Genomic DNA, 15,975 nt, shown 5'->3' on the forward strand with positions numbered 1-15,975 from the left:
GCGTTTACGCACCTCACAGCCCCCGCCCCGGCACTCACACCACAGGTGCGTCAATCGGCCCGCGCAGGTGTTGGACACCCCGCCTCCCCCACCACGACCGTGAACGACGTGATCCTCTTCCTCGCCGCCCGCCCGGTCTCGCCCCCGCCCGTACGTCGCCCCCGCCGCCGCTCCCCCTACGCCCGGCTCTTCGCCGTCCCCGGCGCCCGCGCCTTCACCGCGGCCAACCTGCTGGCCCGACTGCCGATGGGCATGCTCAGCGTCAGCGCGGTCCTGATGATCGCCGGCGGCCGCGGCTCCTACGCCCTGGCCGGGGCGGTCACCGCCACCGGACTCGCCGCGACCGCACTGGTCGGCCCGTGGACCGCCCGCCTCGTCGACCGCCACGGCCAGGCCCGGATCGCCGTACCGGCCACGGCCGTTGCGGTCCTCGGCTCGCTCTCACTGCTCCTGTGCGTCCGCGCCGGCGCCCCGGACTGGACCCTCTTCGCCTCCTACGCCGCCACCGCGACCACCCCCAACACCGGCGGGATGTCCCGCGCCCGCTGGGCCCACCTCCTGCGCGCCGACCCCGCCGCCCGGCACGCCGCCAACTCCTTCGAGCAGGCCGCCGACGAACTGTGCTTCCTGCTCGGCCCGCTCCTCGCGACGCTGCTGTGCACCGCCGTCGCCCCGGAAGCCGGCACCGCCGTCGCCGCCACCCTGCTCCTGACCGGCGTCCTGCTCTTCGCCGCCCAACGCCGCACCGAACCCCCCGCCGTCCCGCGGCCGCCCGGCCGCCCCGGCTCCCCGCTGCGCGCCCCCGGCCTGCCCCCGCTGCTGCTCACCTTCGTGGCCACCGGCGCGGTCTTCGGCTCCCTGGAGGTCGTCACGCTCGCCTACGCGGACGCGCACAGCGTCCGGGCCGCGGCGGGCGGCCTGCTCGCCCTCCAGGCGGCCGGATCGGGCGCGGCCGGGCTGCTGTTCGGCCTGCTGCCCCCGGCGACCCGGCCCGCCCGGCGCTTCCTGCGCTGTGCCGCCGCGATGGCCGCCCTGCTGACGCTGCCGCTGCTGGCCGCCACGACGGGCGCCCCGCTGCTGCTCGCCGCGGCCCTGCTCACCGCCGGCACGGCGACCGCCCCCACCATGGTCACCGGCATGGGCCTGGTCCAATCCCGCACCCCGGCCGGCCGGTTGAACGAGGGGATGACGCTGGCGGTGACCGCGCTGCTGGCCGGCATCGCGGCCGGCTCGGCCACCGGCGGCTGGGCCGCGGACCACCTGCCGTCCCCCGCCACCGGCTACGCCGTCCCGGCCGCGGCGGCCACCCTGGCCCTCGCCCTCACCGCGGCGACGAGCACCCGCGCGCCACGCGGCCGGCCCGCCGCACCTGACGACGAGGACCGCGCCTGACAGCGGCACCCCGCCCCATCCGGCGAAAGCCGCACAGAAACGACGACAGGCGACGCCGCCCGCGCTTTTCGCGGGCACACGTCGCCTGTCGTCTTCGTGGAGATGGCGGGAATCGAACCCGCGTCCAACGGTGCGGAATCAGGGCTTCTCCGAGTGCAGTCCGCTGCGCTTTTCTCGGCCCCGGAGATCACACGGACAAGTCTCCGACGGGCCCAGCCACTGTTTGATTTCCCTCTTCACCCCGTGACCGGGATCGAGGTTTAGTCCCCTAGCTGATGCCAGGATCCGGGTCGGGAACAGCCCCGGGCTGACACTTCGCAAGTCGCTACTTAGGCAGCGAGGGCGAAGGAATCGCGCTTGGTGTTGGCGATTATTGGTTTCGGCATGTGGTTTACGAGATCATTGCCGCTTCCTCGACTCGCTTCCCCTGCTTCGACATCCGCTGTCGAAACCGATCATCCCCATGTTTTCTTTTCAAAGGTGGTGCCACACCCTCGCGGGGTGTGTCCCCATCGTACGTGACCGACGCACGCGCGTGCCAGCACATTTCCCGGCGGCCGCTCGCCGCCCGGGCCCGGCCGCCGGGACCTACGCCCGCTGCCGGCGCCGGACCGCCGAGATCGCCCGCTCCGTCTCGCGACGGTCCTGCTTCTCGCGCAGCGTCTGCCGCTTGTCGTACTCCTTCTTGCCCCTGGCCAGCGCGATCTCGACCTTGGCCCGGCCGCCCTTGAAGTACAGGGCCAACGGCACGATCGTGTGACCCGTCTCCTGGGACTTGACCTCCAACTTGTCGATCTCGCCCCGGTGCAGCAGCAGCTTCCGCTTCCGCCGCGCACTGTGGTTCGTCCAGGTCCCCTGTGCGTATTCCGGGATATGGACGTTGTGCAGCCAGGCTTCCCCGTCGTCGATCTGGACAAATCCGTCCACCAGGGACGCCCGCCCCTGGCGCAGCGACTTCACCTCGGTACCGGTCAGCACCAGACCGCACTCGAAGGTGTCCAGAATGTGGTAGTCGTGCCGCGCCTTCTTGTGCTGCGCGACGAGCTTGCGCCCGTCGTTCTTCTCTTTGCCCTTGCCCTTGGTAGCCATAGTGCGGCCATTTTCGCACTACGCACCGGTGCCGAGGCCACTCAATACTGTGCGGGCCCGTTCTTCGGCGTGATCCGGGGCGATCAGGTCCGGGGTGATGCCGGCGCCGTCCACGGCCCGGCCGGACGGGGTGCGGTAGTGGCCGACGGTCAGCTCCGCGACCGAGCCGTCCGGGAGCCGGGTGGGCATCTGGACCGAGCCCTTGCCGAACGTCGGCGAGCCCACCACGACGGCCCGGCCGCGGTCCTGGAGGGCGCCGGACAGCAGCTCGGCGGCGCTCATCGTGCCGCCGTCCACCAGCACCACCAGCGGGGTCCGACTGTCGCCGACGCCCTGCGCGTACAGCGCGCGCGGGCTGCCGTGCACGTCGTAGGTGGCGACCAGGCCGCCGTCGAGGAAGTCCGACGCGGTGGCGACGGCCTCGCTGACCAGGCCGCCGGTGTTGCCGCGCAGGTCTAACAGCAGCCCGTCCCGTGGGTCGGCGGTGCGCAGCGCGCGGCGGACCGCGGCGCCGGTGCCCTTGGCGAACGCGGTGATCTTGATGCGGGTCGGGCCGTCGCCGCCGGCCGGCCGGTCCACGGTGACGTTCTCGGTGTGCAGCCGGGTGCGGTGCAACGTCACGCTCCGGTGGCGGGCGCCCCGGTCGAGGTCCAGGCGGACGGGCGTGCCGGGGGCCGCCCCGGAGCCGTCCGGGCCGTCGCCGCGCAGCCGGCCGACGGTCTCGGTGACCGGCCGCCCCTGGACGGGCCGACCGTCGACGGCGTCGAGCCGGTCGCCGACGGCGATCCCGGCGCGGTCGGCGGGGCCGCCGGGCTGGACCCGGGACACCGTGATCCGGCCATCGTCCCGCTGCCGCACCCACAGCCCGACGCCGACGTACGAGCCGTCCAACTGGGCCTGGAAATCGGCGAATTCGCCGGGGGTGTAGACCGCCGACCAGCGGTCGCCGCTGCGGCTGACCACATCATCGGCGGCCTGGGTACCGGACTTGCCGTCCGCGACGGCCCGTTCGGCGGCCCGGGCGGCCCGCTCGGCGGTCGCCGACCCGGCGGGCCCGTCGTCGGCGGGGCGGCCCTGGGCGGCCGGCTCCGCGGTGTCGCCGACGTCGTCCCAGGTGCCGGTGGCCGCCCCCGCGGCGAGCACCCCGGCGAGGAACAACGTCAGGGCCGCCCCGCGGCGGATGCGGCGGGGCCGACCGTACCGACACGGGCCCGACATGGCGGTGAGTCTAGGCGACGAAAGGGCGCCGTACGGGGAGTTGACCGTACGGCGCCCTTGGCGAAGCTCACACCTTGAGGTACTTGCGCAACGCGAAGAACGCGGCGAGCGCGGGCATCAGCAGCCCGATGAGCAGGACCAGCGGCAGCACCGCCAGGACGGAGTCCCAGCCGATGAAGTTGACCACCTGGATCTGCTTGGCCAACCACTGGTTGATCATGAAGTACTTGCCGCCGACCAGCAGCACACAGGCGAACACGGCGCCGATGAGGCCGGCGATCGCCGCCTCCATGATGAACGGCATTTGGATGTAGAAGCTGGACGCGCCGACCAGCCGCATGATGCCGGTCTCCCGGCGGCGGCTGAACGCGGAGACCCGCACGGTGTTGACGATCAGCATCAGCGCCACCACCAGCATCAGGCCCATCACGCCGAGCGCCGCGTACCGCATGCCGTCCAGGAGGCGGAACAGCGGCTCGACGGTGTCCCGTTGGTCCTGCACCTGCTCGACGCCGGGCCGCTCGGAGAACGCCGACTTGATGACGTCGAACTTGGTCGGGTCCTTGAGCTTGACCCGGAAGGACTCCGGCAGCTGGTCCGGCGTCACCAGACCGGCGACGGGGGTGTCGCCGAACTGCTCCTTGTAGTGCTTGTACGCCTGGTCACTGGTCTCGTGCTGCACGTTCTGCACCAGCGGGAGCCGGTTCAGCTCGGCGAGGATGTCGTCCTTCTGCTGCTGGGTCGCCGCGCCCTTGGCGCAGTTGGCGGCCGTCTCGGCGTCGTTCTTGTTGCAGAAGAAGATGGAGACGTTGACCTTGTCGTACCAGTAACCCTTCATCGTGCTGACCTGGTCGCGCATCAGCAGCGAGGCACCGAACAGGCCGAGCGAGAGGGCTACGGAGACGATGACGGCGAAGGTCATCGTGAGATTGCGGCGGAGACCGACGCCGATCTCCGACAGGACGAACTGGGCGCGCATGGCGTCCTTTCAGTGCTGGTAGCCGTACACGCCGCGCGACTGGTCGCGTACGAGCCGGCCCTTCTCAAGTTCCATGACCCGCTTGCGCATCTGGTCGACGATCTGCTGGTCGTGGGTGGCCATGACCACCGTCGTGCCGGTGCGGTTGATCCGGTCCAGCAGCTTCATGATGCCGACGGAGGTCTGCGGGTCGAGGTTGCCGGTGGGCTCGTCGGCGATGAGCAGCAGCGGGCGGTTGACGAACGCCCGCGCGATGGCGACGCGTTGCTGCTCACCACCGGACAGCTCGCCGGGCATGCGGTCCTCCTTGCCGCCGAGGCCGACGAGTTCGAGGACCTCGGGCACCGTCTTGCGGATCTGTCCGCGCGGTTTGCCGATGACCTCCAGGGCGAAGGCGACGTTCTGCCCCACCGTCTTGTTGGGGAGCAACCGGAAGTCCTGGAAGACCGTGCCCACCTGGCGACGCATCTGCGGCACCTTCCAGTTGGAGAGCTTGGCCAGGTCCTTCCCCAGTACGTGGACGGCGCCGTGACTGGCGCGCTCCTCACGCAGGAGCAGCCGCAGGAAGGTGGACTTACCGGAGCCCGAGGAGCCCACCAGGAAGACGAACTCGCCGCGCTCGATCTCCAGGGAGACGTCCCTGAGGGCGGGGCGGTTCTGCTTCGGGTAGGTCTTGGAGACGTTGTCGAATCGGATCACTGATGCACCACGGTCGACCTGGGTAGGGGAACGGGTTGCCGGTCGTGGCTCCCGTCGGTGAGCGTGACCCTACGCGAACCTCACGTGGCCGCGAAGCCGCCGACGGGGGTTGGTGCGTTTCTTCACGGCGCCTACGGGACAAAAGACGCACAATCCGGGCGACGGGCGGGCGCATTTCGCGCGGGCGGGACCGGAACGCTCCATGGGCGCGCGCCGTACCGCGGCGGACCTGGCACAGTGGTAGAGGGAACCAACGCGCCTCCTGGTGCGTTGGTCCGGTGAAGTAAGGAGGTCGCATGACGTACGACCGATTGGTGTGCGCCAACTGCGCGGCCCCTGTGAGCGAGGGCCGCTGCCCTGTGTGCCGGGCCAGCAGGGAACGACTCCAGCAGCAGGCGGGCTTTTTCGGCCAACTCAACCCCGTGGTGCTGGCGGCCTTGCTGGTCGCGCTGATCGCGCTCGCGCTGCTGCTCCGCCAGGCCGTCTGAGACCGGCCGCGCCGCACCTTTGTCACGACGCCGCCACGCAGGGTGCGCGAGAGTCGCCCCACACCACCACCTTGACGCCCGAGGGGCCCGGGACGCCATGCGTCCCGGGCCCCTCGTCGCGTAGCGCGTCGGCGTCAGGCGGCCGCCGCGCCGTTGCCCTTGTTCATCAGGCGCGGCAGGACCCGGAAGCCCACGCCACCGGCGATCATCGTCGCCGCACCGATCAGCAGGAAGGTCGTGCCGGACGAACCGGTCTCGGCCAGCTGACCGCCCTTGGCCTGCTGCTTGGCCTGGCCCGGGGTGTCGACGACCTGCTCCTTGCCCTGGCCGGGCTGGTCGATCGGCTTGGAGCCCTCGTTGTCGGTACCGGTACCGGTGCTGTCACCGCCGGTGGTGCTGCCACCGGAGTGGCCACCGGTGCTGCCGCCGCCGGAGTGGCCGCCGGTGCTGCCGCCGCCGGTCTGACCACCGGAGGTCTGGCCGCCCGAGGTCTGACCGCCGGAGGTGTGGCCGCCGGTGGTGTCGCCACCCGTGGTCTGACCGCCGGTCGTCTGACCGCCGGTGGTGTCACCACCCGTGGTGTCGCCGCCGGTCGTCTGACCGCCGGTGGTGTCGCCACCGGTGGTGTCGCCGCCCGTGGTGTCACCGCCGGTCGTGTCACCGCCCGTGGTGTCGCCACCGGTCGTGTGGCCACCGGTGGTGTCACCGCCGGTGGTGTGGCCACCGGTGGTGTCGCCACCGGAGGTGTGGCCACCGGTCGTCTCACCGCCGGTGGACTCGCCGCCGGTCTGGCTGCCGGTGGTCTGGCCACCGGTCGTGTCGCCACCCGTGGACTCGCCGCCGGTGGAGGTGCCGCCGCTGGTGTCGTCGCAGAACAGCTTGAGCACGTCCCACGGCTTGCAGACGGTGCCCGCTGCCTGGCCCTGTCCGGTCTCGGCGGCGGATGCCGCGCCGGCCGCGGTCAGCGACGCACCGGCCGCGATCACCGCACCGGCCGCAATGCGCGCCACGCGCAGCCGCGTCTTCTTCGTCATGTACTGCTACCCCCAGTAGCTGAACTCGTCATTGGAGCACCGCCGCACGGGGCAACGACGATGGGGGCGTGCGGACCGACGCCCCGCGAGCGCGGGCGGGCCCTTCGTCTCCCCGTTCCTACACGCGCCCCATGACACACGCATGCCGCGCTCAGCCTTCCCAGTTCTCGGAACATCGTCAAGGCCGAATAAAGGCTTGATGCCTGAATTGCCATGAGTTGGGCGATACATGGACGTACGACTGTGACCTAACCGCCACCACAAACGACAACTGCCTCCCCAGGGGAGGCAGTTGTCTCGTGCGGCACGCGGAACTTTGTCCGCTTTCGGCTTACTTGGCCTGCTGCTCGCTCTGCTTGCGCCAGCGGATGCCGGCCTCCAGGAAGCCGTCGATGTCGCCGTCCAGCACGGACTGCGGGTTGCCGACCTCGAACTCCGTACGCAGGTCCTTGACCATCTGGTACGGGTGCAGGACGTACGAACGCATCTGGTTGCCCCAGGAGTTGCCGCCGTCGCCCTTGAGGGCGTTCATCTTGGCCTGCTCCTCCTGGCGGCGCCGCTCCAGCAGCTTCGCCTGGAGGACGTTCATGGCGGTGGCCTTGTTCTGGATCTGCGAGCGCTCGTTCTGGCAGGAGACCACGATGCCGGTGGGGAGGTGGGTCAACCGGACCGCGGAGTCGGTGGTGTTGACGCCCTGTCCGCCGGGGCCGGAGGAGCGGTAGACGTCCACCCGCAGATCGCTCTCGTCGATCTCGATGTGGTCGGTCTGCTCGACGACCGGCAGCACCTCGACGCCCGCGAACGACGTCTGGCGGCGGCCCTGGTTGTCGAACGGCGAGATGCGCACCAGGCGGTGGGTGCCCTGCTCCACGGAGAGCGTGCCGTAGGCGTACGGCACCTGGACGGCGAAGGTGGTCGACTTGATGCCGGCCTCTTCGGCGTAGGAGGTCTCGTACAGCTCGGTCTTGTAGCCGTGGCGCTCGGCCCAGCGCAGGTACATCCGCTGGAGCTTCTCGGCGAAGTCGGCGGCGTCCACCCCGCCGGCCTCGGCGCGGATGCTCACCAGGGCCTCGCGGGCGTCGTACTCGCCGGACAGCAGGGTGCGGACCTCCAGCTCGTCGACCGCCTTGCGGACGTCGACGAGCTCGCGCTCGGCCTCGGCGCGGGTCTCCTCGTCGCCCTCGGCCTCGGCGAGCTCGAAGAGCACCTCAAGGTCGTCGACGCGGCCGCGCAGCTCCTCGGCACGGCGCAGCTGGCCCTGGAGGTAGGAGAGCTGGCTGGTGATCTTCTGCGCGTTCGCCGGGTCGTCCCACAGGGACGGCGCCGCGGCCTGCTCCTCAAGCACGGCGACATCGGCCCTCATCTTGTCGAGGTCCAGGACGGCCTCGATCGACTCCATGGTCGAGGAGAGGGACTTCAGCTCTTCGGATACATCGACGACTGCCACGCACCCAGCCTAACGGCTGCTACCGACAATCTGTCCCGGAGCGTTGTCGACCCCGGCGCCCCGGGGCGGGGTGGAGCGGGCCGCGCAGCCGTTCCGCGCGGCCCGCCCGAAGCCCCCGTCACAGCGTCCGCCGCAGGTCACGGGGCCTGTCGCGGGTTTTGCGGCAGCTGCTGCGGCGGGTCCTGGTGCGGCAGGTGCACGCCCGGGCCGAGGTCGCGCGGTGCGTCGTCACCCCCCGTGGCCAGCAGGCCGGCGACCGCGGCCGCCACCAGGACCAGGGCGGCCGCCACGCCCAGCTTGATCCGGCGCAGGCGCACCGCCTCCGGGGTGGAGCGGTGCCGGGCCGAACCCGCCCGGCGCTCCCCCGCGGCCCGCGGCGTACGGGCGGTGCCGTGCGCGCCGCCGGCCAGCTCGTCCGGCTCGGGGACCCGCATGCTGGTGTGCGTCTCCCGGTTGGAGTCCGGTGTGGCGCCCTGGACGAGGGGGACCGCGCCGCGCGGCGGGCCCTCGGGGGCCGTCGCCGGATAGCGCGCCTCCTGGTGGGCGCCGGCGGGCGCGCCCTCCGGGTCGTCCGCCGACTGCTCGTCACCGGGCTCGTCGATGTCCAGCGGCGGGATGCCGGCCAGGCTCGGCAGGATCTCTCGCAACCGGGCGGCCAGTTCCGGGGCGCGCAAGCGGGAGGCGGGCGCCTTGGCCAGGCACTGGATGAGCAGCTGCCACAGCTCGTCCGGGATGCCGGGCAGCGGGGCGACGCTCTCGGTGACATGCCGGCGCAGCACCGCGCCCGGGTGGCCGCCCCCGAAGGGCGTGAAGCCGGCGAGCATCTCGTACAGGACGGTCGCCAGCGCGTAGACGTCCACCGAGGCGCGCGGCGGCAGCCCCTCGATGATCTCCGGGGCGAGGTAGTCGGGGGTGCCGATGACCTTGGTCGAGCGCAGCGCGCCGGACGTCGACCCGGTCTGGGCCTGGGAGAGGGTGCGGCGGGGCGTGTCGACCAGGCGCGCGATGCCGAAGTCGGTGAGCAGCGCGGGGTGTGCGCCACCGGGACCGAGCGGTCCCTGCATGTCCAACAGGACGTTCTCCGGCTTGACGTCGCGGTGCACGATCCGGGCGGCGTGCGCGGCGACCAGGCCGTCGGCGATGTCGGCGGCGATGGCGACGGCGGCCTCCGGGGCCAGTCGCCGCTCGCGCTCCAGACGGGTGCGCAGGTCGGTCCCGCGGATCAGGTCCATGACGAGCGCGAGGTCGGCGCCGTCGACGACGAGGTCGCGGACCCCGACGACGCGCGGGTGCGCGAGGCTGAGCAGCGCCGCCCGCTCCTGCACGAAGCGCCCGACGAGCTCCTGGTCGGAGGCGAGGTCCTCGCGCAACAGCTTGATGGCCACGGCCCCTTCGGGCCCCTCGCCCAGCCATACCGTGCCGGCACTGCCGCGCCCCAGGATCTGGTGAGCGGTGTACCGGCTGCCGATCTTCCGTGCCAAGACTGCTCCGACGTGTCGGGCCCCCGAGCGTCCTGCGGGGGCTGAGGTTGGCGTCAAAGCTACGCGGGCGCCAGAGGGTTCAGTGCCCCCAATGGCGGCAACCGTCACTTCTGTACGGGAATTCACCGGCCGGATGTCGACAAATCCATCAAGCCGTCGAGGCGCGTCCGTACGGACCGTCAGCCGCCGAGCCTCTGTACGAAGTGCTGGATCTGGCCGAAGACGTGCCCGACCTGCGCGAAGAAGCTCCGGCCGGTGCCGATCCACTGCTGGAGCGGGGTGAACTCCCAGACCAGCCAGCCCGCCACGAACAGCAGCAGCACGGTGAACAGACAGCCCTTCAGACAACCCAGGCCGGGGATCCGCATCGGGTTGGCGCTGCGGCGGCGCGGCTCGCGCGGGGGCCGGGGCTCCCGGGCGGGCGGCGGGGCCGGCTCGTAGCGCTGCGGCGGCGGCTCCTGGCGGCGCTGCGGGGCCGGCGGACGCTGCTGCTGCGGGTATCCGCCCTGCGGGCCGGCGTACGGGGCCGGGGCGGGCGCCGGGCGGCGCTGCGGGCGACGACGCAGCGGGTCGTCCTGCGGGTCCAGGTACTGCACCTGGGTCTGGTCGTTGCGGTCCCGGGCGGCGCGCAGTTGGGACTCCCAGGGGTGCGGCCCCTGGGGCTCCTGGGGGCCGGCCATGGGCATGCCCGCCGGCATCGGGGGCACCGGGGGCATGGCCCGGGTGGGCGCGGGGCCCCCGGTGGACGGCAGCACGCTGGTCGCCGCACCGGGGTCGTAGGAGGCCGCGTTGGTCGGCAGCACCTGGGTGGGCGCCGCGTCGCCCGTCCCCCGGCCCTCGCCGGTGCCGGGGACGGTGGCCGGGTCCGGGTCCGGGACGAGCAGCGCGGCGACGCCCAGCGCCGCCTGGGCCTGCTCGGGGGTGGCGTTGGCACCGATGCCGGCCGCGACGGTGCGCAGCCCGCGGGCGAGGTTCTCGGCGCTGGGCCGCTCCTCGGGGCGCTTGCGCAGACAGCGCTCGACGATCGTCCACATCGGCTCGGGGACCGAGGCGGGGCGCTGCGGCTCCTCGCCGAGGTGCTTGTGCAGCACCTCCAGGGCGGTCGCGCCGGCGAACGGCGGGCGGCCGGTCAGCAGCTCGTAGAGCAGGATGCCGGCGCCGTAGATGTCCACCGCGGAGGTCTGCGGGCGGCCCTCGGCGGACTCCGGCGCCACGTAGGCGGGGGTGCCGACGAACTCGTGCGTGCGGGTCAGCCCCGGGGAGTCCGCCAACCGGGCGATGCCGAAGTCGGTCAACATCGGGTGCATCTCGCCACTGCCGTCCGAGCCGGCGAGCAGGACGTTGGCCGGCTTGAGGTCGCGGTGGACGACGCCGTCGGCGTGGCTGGCGGCCAGCGCGTCGGCGACCTGCGCGGTGAGCAGGGCGGCCGCCACCGGGCTGAACGGGCCGTTGTCGCGGAGGTAGCGGTGCAGGTCGGGGCCGTCGACCAGGTCCATGACGAGCGCCAGCAGGTCGCCCTCGACGACCAGGTCACGGGTCCGGACGATGTTGGGGTGGGTGAGCCGCAGCAGGACCGAGCGCTCCCGCAGGAAGCGCATCACCACGTCCGCGTCGGACGCCAGCTCCTCCTTGAGGACCTTGATCGCGACCGTTGCGCCGGGCTCCCCCGGGACGGCGGCCTCGGAGCCGGCCGTCTCCCTCTGGCGGGCACGCCAGACGGTGCCCGTGGCGCCGCGTCCCAGCGGCTCCTCAAGCAGGTACTTGCTGCCTACCGGCCGCACGTCATGCGCTCCCTGGTCGTGGTGGATGCTTGGCTCTGGCCCGCTGGGTCAGCTCGCGGCCCGTCCGCCCCACTCTAGTGCCGTCGCACAAACATTTCGGTTCGGCAGACGGGCCGGGGCTCTTCGGAAAGACGTCGGTCGCGGGCCATTGGTTGCCCGGATTCCGGACGCGTACGGGCCGGCCAGCACGGGGACGTCCGGCGGTCGCGTCAAGGCGCCGGCGCCTCGCGTCAGCGGTCCGAGTGGCGTCCGTCGCTGATCGCTTCGACGACGCTTGATGATCGAAATCGGCCGGTTCACTGCCCGTAACCAGGCGGTTTTCCGCCGGGCGCCGACCAATCAAGATCATTAAAGGGCGGTCGGCGGGCGTGTTGTCAGTGGCAGGTGCGAGGATGCATCCCAGCACGCACGCGGTAGGGGCGCGCGGTCACTGTCGCGACGTGCAAGGGACATGTCCGTGCCGACGTGCCCGGGGTGCGGTGGGGGACGAGCGGAGCCCCTGCCGAGTCATTCCCGGCAGAAGGGACCGTTGACGGCGATGCAGATCCGGCTGACCGTCCTCGGGCCGCGCAGCGGCCACACCACGCGGGCCTGCGACGTCCTCGTGACGGCCCCCGCCGGCACCGCCCTGGCGACGGTGGCCGGCTCGCTCGCGGCGGCCGTGGCGGGCTCCGGCGCGGACGTCGGCACCACCGGCGGCAGCGCCCCCGTCGTCCTCTACGCCGGCACCGAGCGGCTCGACCCGCAGCGCGCGGCGCTCGGCGAGCCACCCCTGATCGACGGCGCGGTGCTCTCCCTCCAGGGCCCCGGCCCCGCCCCGGCCCACGGCCTGCCGCACGGCTCCGCCCGGCTGCGCGTGGTCTCCGGCCCCGACGCCGGCGGCGTGCACCTGCTGCACGGCGGCCAGGTCCGCGTCGGCCGCTCCGCCGACGCCGACGTCCCCCTGGACGACCCCGACGTCTCCCGCCTGCACTGCGCCGTGACGGTCGAGCCCGACGGCGCGGTGTACGTCGCCGACCTGCGCTCCACCAACGGCACCGCCGTCGACGGCATCGAACTCGGCGACCTGGCCGTCCCGTTGCCGCCCGGCGTCCTGCTGCGCGTCGGCGAGTCCGCGCTGCGCCTCCAGGCCCCACCGCGCACCCCGGACCCGGCCCTGACCGCCACCCCCGACGGCGAGGGCCACCTCCGGGTCGCCCCCGGAGGCATCGCCCCCGGGGCGGCGGCCACCGGGGAGACCACGGCGGGCCTGCTGTACGCCGACGCCGGCCGGGCCCCCGGCGACGGCGGCGGACCGACCACCACCGCGCCCCGGACGGTCGGCCCGGACGGCCGCCCCGCGGGCGGCTCCCATCGCCAGGAGACCCCGCTGCGCGGCATTCCGGCCCCGGCGCCCGGTGAACACCGCGGCCCGACGGACGCCCCGGAGGGGACCGTCACCCACGCCCCCGGGCAGGCCGTGGACGGCCTGTTCCCGCCCGCCGCCCCGGCCACGCCCCTCCAGGAGCCCGCCCCCACCGCCTACGGGCCGGACGGCATCGACGCCGCCCCCGGCGCGGCCTACGGGACGGGACACCCGACCGCGGCCCCCGGGACGGCCACCGGGCAGGCGGCCGCGGCCAGTTACCGCACCGACTCCGGAGCGGGCTTCGACACCGCGCCCACCGGTGGACAGACCCACGGCGGACAGCAGTCCCTGGTATCGCCGGACCCGGCGGGCACCCGTAAGCCCGGCCGGCGCGGTGGCCTCGGCGCCTGGGCACGCCGCCTGGCCGGCGGCCGCCCCCCGGCCGAGGAGCAGCAGGAGCCGGCGCCTCAGGCGGCGTACCACGACGCCACCGGGACGGCCCCCGCGGACGTCCGGGACCGCCCGGCCGCCGAGCGCCCCAGCGCGCCCTCCGGCCCCGCCGCACACGACCGCTGGCCGGACGCCGCGGGGATCCTGCTCACCGCGCTCGGCCCGGGTCCCCGGCTCTGGGAGCGCGGCCCGGACCACCCGGACGCGCTCACCGTCCGCCTGGGGACGGCCGAGCGGGACGGCGGTCGCACCGCCGCGCCGGTCGCCGTCGAGCTGCGCCGGGCCGGCGCCCTCGGGCTGGCGGGTCCGCGCGGGCGGCTGGTCGGACTGGCCCGGTCCGCGGCCGCGCAGTTGGCCGCGCTGCACTCCCCCGGCGCGCTGGAGATCGTGCTGGTCAGCACCGACCGGGCGCGCCCCGTCGAGGAGCGGGTGGCCGACTGGTCCTGGCTGGGCTGGCTGCCGCACGTCCGCCCGGTCCGCGGTCAGGACTGCCGACTGCTGCTCGCCTACGACAAGGAGCAGGCCGCGGCCCGCACGGCCGAACTGGTACGACGGCTGGACGACGGCCCGTTGGGTCCCGGCTGGCCCAGCGCCGAGCGCGCCGAGGTGGCCGCGGTCGCCGCCCGCCACCAGGGGCCGCACACCCTGCTGATCGTGGACGGCGACCCCGGTTCGTCGGCGCTGCGCGAGACCACCGCGCGGCTGGCCGCGGGCGGCCCGGCGGCCGGCATCCACGTGCTCTGCCTGGCCGAGACCCCGGCCGCCTCCCCCGCCTTCCCCCTGGCCGCTACGTACGAGGCGGCGCGGGCCGCGTCGCCGGCGTTCGGCGAGTGCGGGGCGGTGGCGGTGCTCAGCGGCGACGTCGCCACCGCCCTACGGGTGATCCAGCCGGGCTCCGGGCCGAACGGCACGGTCGCGACCGTGGACGCGGTCTCCGCCGCCTGGGCCGAGCGGTTCGCCCGGGCGCTGGCACCCCTACGGGAGGCCGAGGCGAGCGGCCGACCGGGCGGGCCGACGGCGCCGCGCGCCGCCATACCGCTGCCGGAATCGGCGCGGCTGCTGGACGAGTTGGGGCTCGCCCGGGCCACCCCCGCGTCCCTGATGGCCCGTTGGGCGGCCGCGCAGGACACCGACCGGCCCGGCGCCGCCGCGGTGCTCGGCGCCGGGCCGCACGGCCCCGTGGTCGCCGACCTCGCCGCCGACGGCACCCATCTGCTCGTCGAGGGCGCGCCGGCCACCGGCAAGACGGAGTTGCTGCGGTCGCTCGCCGCGTCGCTGGCCGCCGCGGACCGCCCGGACCGGCTGTCGGTGGTGCTGGTGGACGGCGCCGGCTCCGAGCGCGGCGAGGGCCTGCGCGCCTGCACCGAACTGCCGCACGTCACCACGCATTTGGCCGCCTCGGACCCGGTGCGGATGCGGGAGTTCGCCCAGGCGCTCTCCTCCGAACTGAAGCGGCGCGCCGAAATACTGGCCGGCACCCCCTTCTCCGAGTGGCGCACCAAGCACCTCCCGGCCCCCCGCATCATCGCCCCCCGCCGCTCCGCCGAGGGCAGTTCCGCGTCCACCCCCGCACCCTTCCCCACCGCCACGGCGAGCACTTCACCGCCCCCGCCCGCACCCCCCTCCGTCACCTCAACCCCACCCGCCACTTTCACAACGAGTAACGAATCACAGGAACAAATCACTCTCCGTAATCGTTGCCGGAACAAGGAAGGAGGCAGCGGCGCCCAGGCGGACCCCGCGGCGGACCCCACCCGCACGGGCACCCTCCGCCTCCGCACCCGCCCGGACGCCCCCGCACAGGACCCCAGTCACCCCCGCGACCACCAAACCGACCACCCCAACCACCGCCCCGACCACCAGACCGCCCAGCAGCCGTACCAGGCACCGCAGGCCCGCCCGGCCCCCTCCGCCGGACCCGGCACGGCCGCACCCGTACCCGCGTCCGCGCCCTCGGCCGCATCGGACGTCCCTTCGGCGGCCGAGGCGGCCGCCCGGGCCGCGGCGCCGATGCCCCGACTCTTCGTCCTGGTCGACGACTTCGACGCGCTGGTCTCGCCGGCACTGGGCAGTACGGGCCGCCCGGCCGCCGGCTCCGTGGTGCGCGCCCTGGAGGCGGTGGCCCGGGACGGCGCGGCCCTGGGCGTGCACCTGATAGCTGCGACGGGGCACCCGGACCGCACGGAAGGCACCGCGACCGCCGAACGAGCCACCCTGCGGGTCCAGTTGGGCGCCGTCGACGACCCGACCGAGGACGCACCCGGCGCCGGCTCCGAGCCGGTGCCGCCCGGCCGCGGGCGGCTGTGCCGTGCGGCGGACGGCACAGTCGTCCCGTTCCAGGCAGGTCGGGTCACCGGCCGGATACCGCGCACGTCGACGCTGCGGCCGACCGTCGTGCCCCTGGAGTGGCCCCGGATGGGCGACCCGCCGGCCCGGCGCCCGCTGCGGGAGTTGGGCAACGGCCCGACGGACCTCGCCCTGCTGGCCAGCGCGCTCCAGCGGGCGGCGCAGTCCTCGGTGGCGACGCCGGGGCCGTCACTGATGTGACCGCCCGGTTGCCCGGTCCGGC

At 73.9% G+C, this 15,975-nt stretch carries 11 protein-coding genes and 1 other RNA gene; 3 read left to right on the forward strand and 9 right to left on the reverse strand.

Features of this window, described 5'->3' with window-relative positions:
- The first annotated feature begins 108 nt into the window (after window positions 1-108).
- Entirely contained in the window at window positions 109-1,392 is a 1,284-nt protein-coding gene (locus ACIQU6_RS12855; RefSeq protein WP_403481696.1) for an MFS transporter, read from the forward strand.
- A gap of 94 nt (window positions 1,393-1,486) precedes the next feature.
- Here the strand turns inward: ACIQU6_RS12855 and ssrA are convergent.
- From ssrA to ftsE, 5 genes are all read right to left on the reverse strand, one after another.
- Window positions 1,487-1,855, reverse strand: a transfer-messenger RNA (tmRNA) gene (ssrA, locus tag ACIQU6_RS12860).
- Window positions 1,856-1,980: 125 nt separating this feature from the next.
- Window positions 1,981-2,481 carry an SsrA-binding protein SmpB gene (smpB, locus tag ACIQU6_RS12865; RefSeq protein WP_403481656.1) on the reverse strand — a complete coding sequence of 167 codons (501 nt, stop codon included), beginning with the start codon at window positions 2,479-2,481 and terminating at the stop codon, window positions 1,981-1,983.
- 18 nt (window positions 2,482-2,499) lie between these two features.
- Entirely contained in the window at window positions 2,500-3,699 is a 1,200-nt protein-coding gene (locus ACIQU6_RS12870) for a S41 family peptidase (protein ID WP_403481657.1), read from the reverse strand.
- A 67-nt stretch (window positions 3,700-3,766) separates the two neighbouring features.
- The gene (gene ftsX, locus ACIQU6_RS12875; RefSeq protein ID WP_274915449.1) at window positions 3,767-4,678 is read right to left on the reverse strand and encodes a permease-like cell division protein FtsX; all 912 of its coding nucleotides are present in this window, start codon (window positions 4,676-4,678) and stop codon (window positions 3,767-3,769) included.
- A gap of 9 nt (window positions 4,679-4,687) precedes the next feature.
- Window positions 4,688-5,377 carry a cell division ATP-binding protein FtsE gene (gene ftsE / locus ACIQU6_RS12880; RefSeq protein ID WP_100604605.1) on the reverse strand — a complete coding sequence of 230 codons (690 nt, stop codon included), beginning with the start codon at window positions 5,375-5,377 and terminating at the stop codon, window positions 4,688-4,690.
- A 296-nt stretch (window positions 5,378-5,673) separates the two neighbouring features.
- Here ftsE and ACIQU6_RS12885 point away from each other — a divergent pair, with 296 nt between their 5' ends.
- Window positions 5,674-5,865 (forward strand): hypothetical protein, encoded by a 192-nt coding sequence (locus ACIQU6_RS12885; protein WP_403481658.1) that lies wholly within the window; start codon window positions 5,674-5,676, stop codon window positions 5,863-5,865.
- A 134-nt stretch (window positions 5,866-5,999) separates the two neighbouring features.
- On the opposite strand, the gene ACIQU6_RS12890 is transcribed toward ACIQU6_RS12885, so the two are convergent.
- The 4 genes from ACIQU6_RS12890 to ACIQU6_RS12905 form a co-directional block, all read right to left on the reverse strand.
- On the reverse strand, window positions 6,000-6,899 hold the full coding sequence (locus ACIQU6_RS12890; protein WP_403481659.1) for an LPXTG cell wall anchor domain-containing protein: 900 nt from the start codon (window positions 6,897-6,899) through the stop codon (window positions 6,000-6,002).
- A 331-nt stretch (window positions 6,900-7,230) separates the two neighbouring features.
- Window positions 7,231-8,346: a peptide chain release factor 2 gene (gene prfB / locus ACIQU6_RS12895; RefSeq protein WP_403481660.1), complete on the reverse strand. Its 1,116-nt coding sequence runs from the start codon at window positions 8,344-8,346 to the stop codon at window positions 7,231-7,233.
- Between the two features lie 137 nt (window positions 8,347-8,483).
- Window positions 8,484-9,827, reverse strand: a complete 1,344-nt coding sequence (locus ACIQU6_RS12900) for a serine/threonine-protein kinase (protein ID WP_403481661.1) — start codon at window positions 9,825-9,827, stop codon at window positions 8,484-8,486.
- A 179-nt stretch (window positions 9,828-10,006) separates the two neighbouring features.
- Window positions 10,007-11,608, reverse strand: coding sequence for a serine/threonine-protein kinase (locus tag ACIQU6_RS12905; RefSeq protein ID WP_403481662.1), 1,602 nt, complete (start codon window positions 11,606-11,608; stop codon window positions 10,007-10,009).
- A 538-nt stretch (window positions 11,609-12,146) separates the two neighbouring features.
- Here ACIQU6_RS12905 and ACIQU6_RS12910 point away from each other — a divergent pair.
- Complete coding sequence (locus ACIQU6_RS12910; RefSeq protein WP_403481697.1) at window positions 12,147-15,953, forward strand: FtsK/SpoIIIE domain-containing protein; 3,807 nt, start codon at window positions 12,147-12,149, stop codon at window positions 15,951-15,953.
- Window positions 15,954-15,975 lie beyond the last annotated feature (22 nt).

It is taken from the genome of Streptomyces sp. NPDC090442 (assembly GCF_044769405.1).
Classification (GTDB): domain Bacteria; phylum Actinomycetota; class Actinomycetes; order Streptomycetales; family Streptomycetaceae; genus Streptomyces.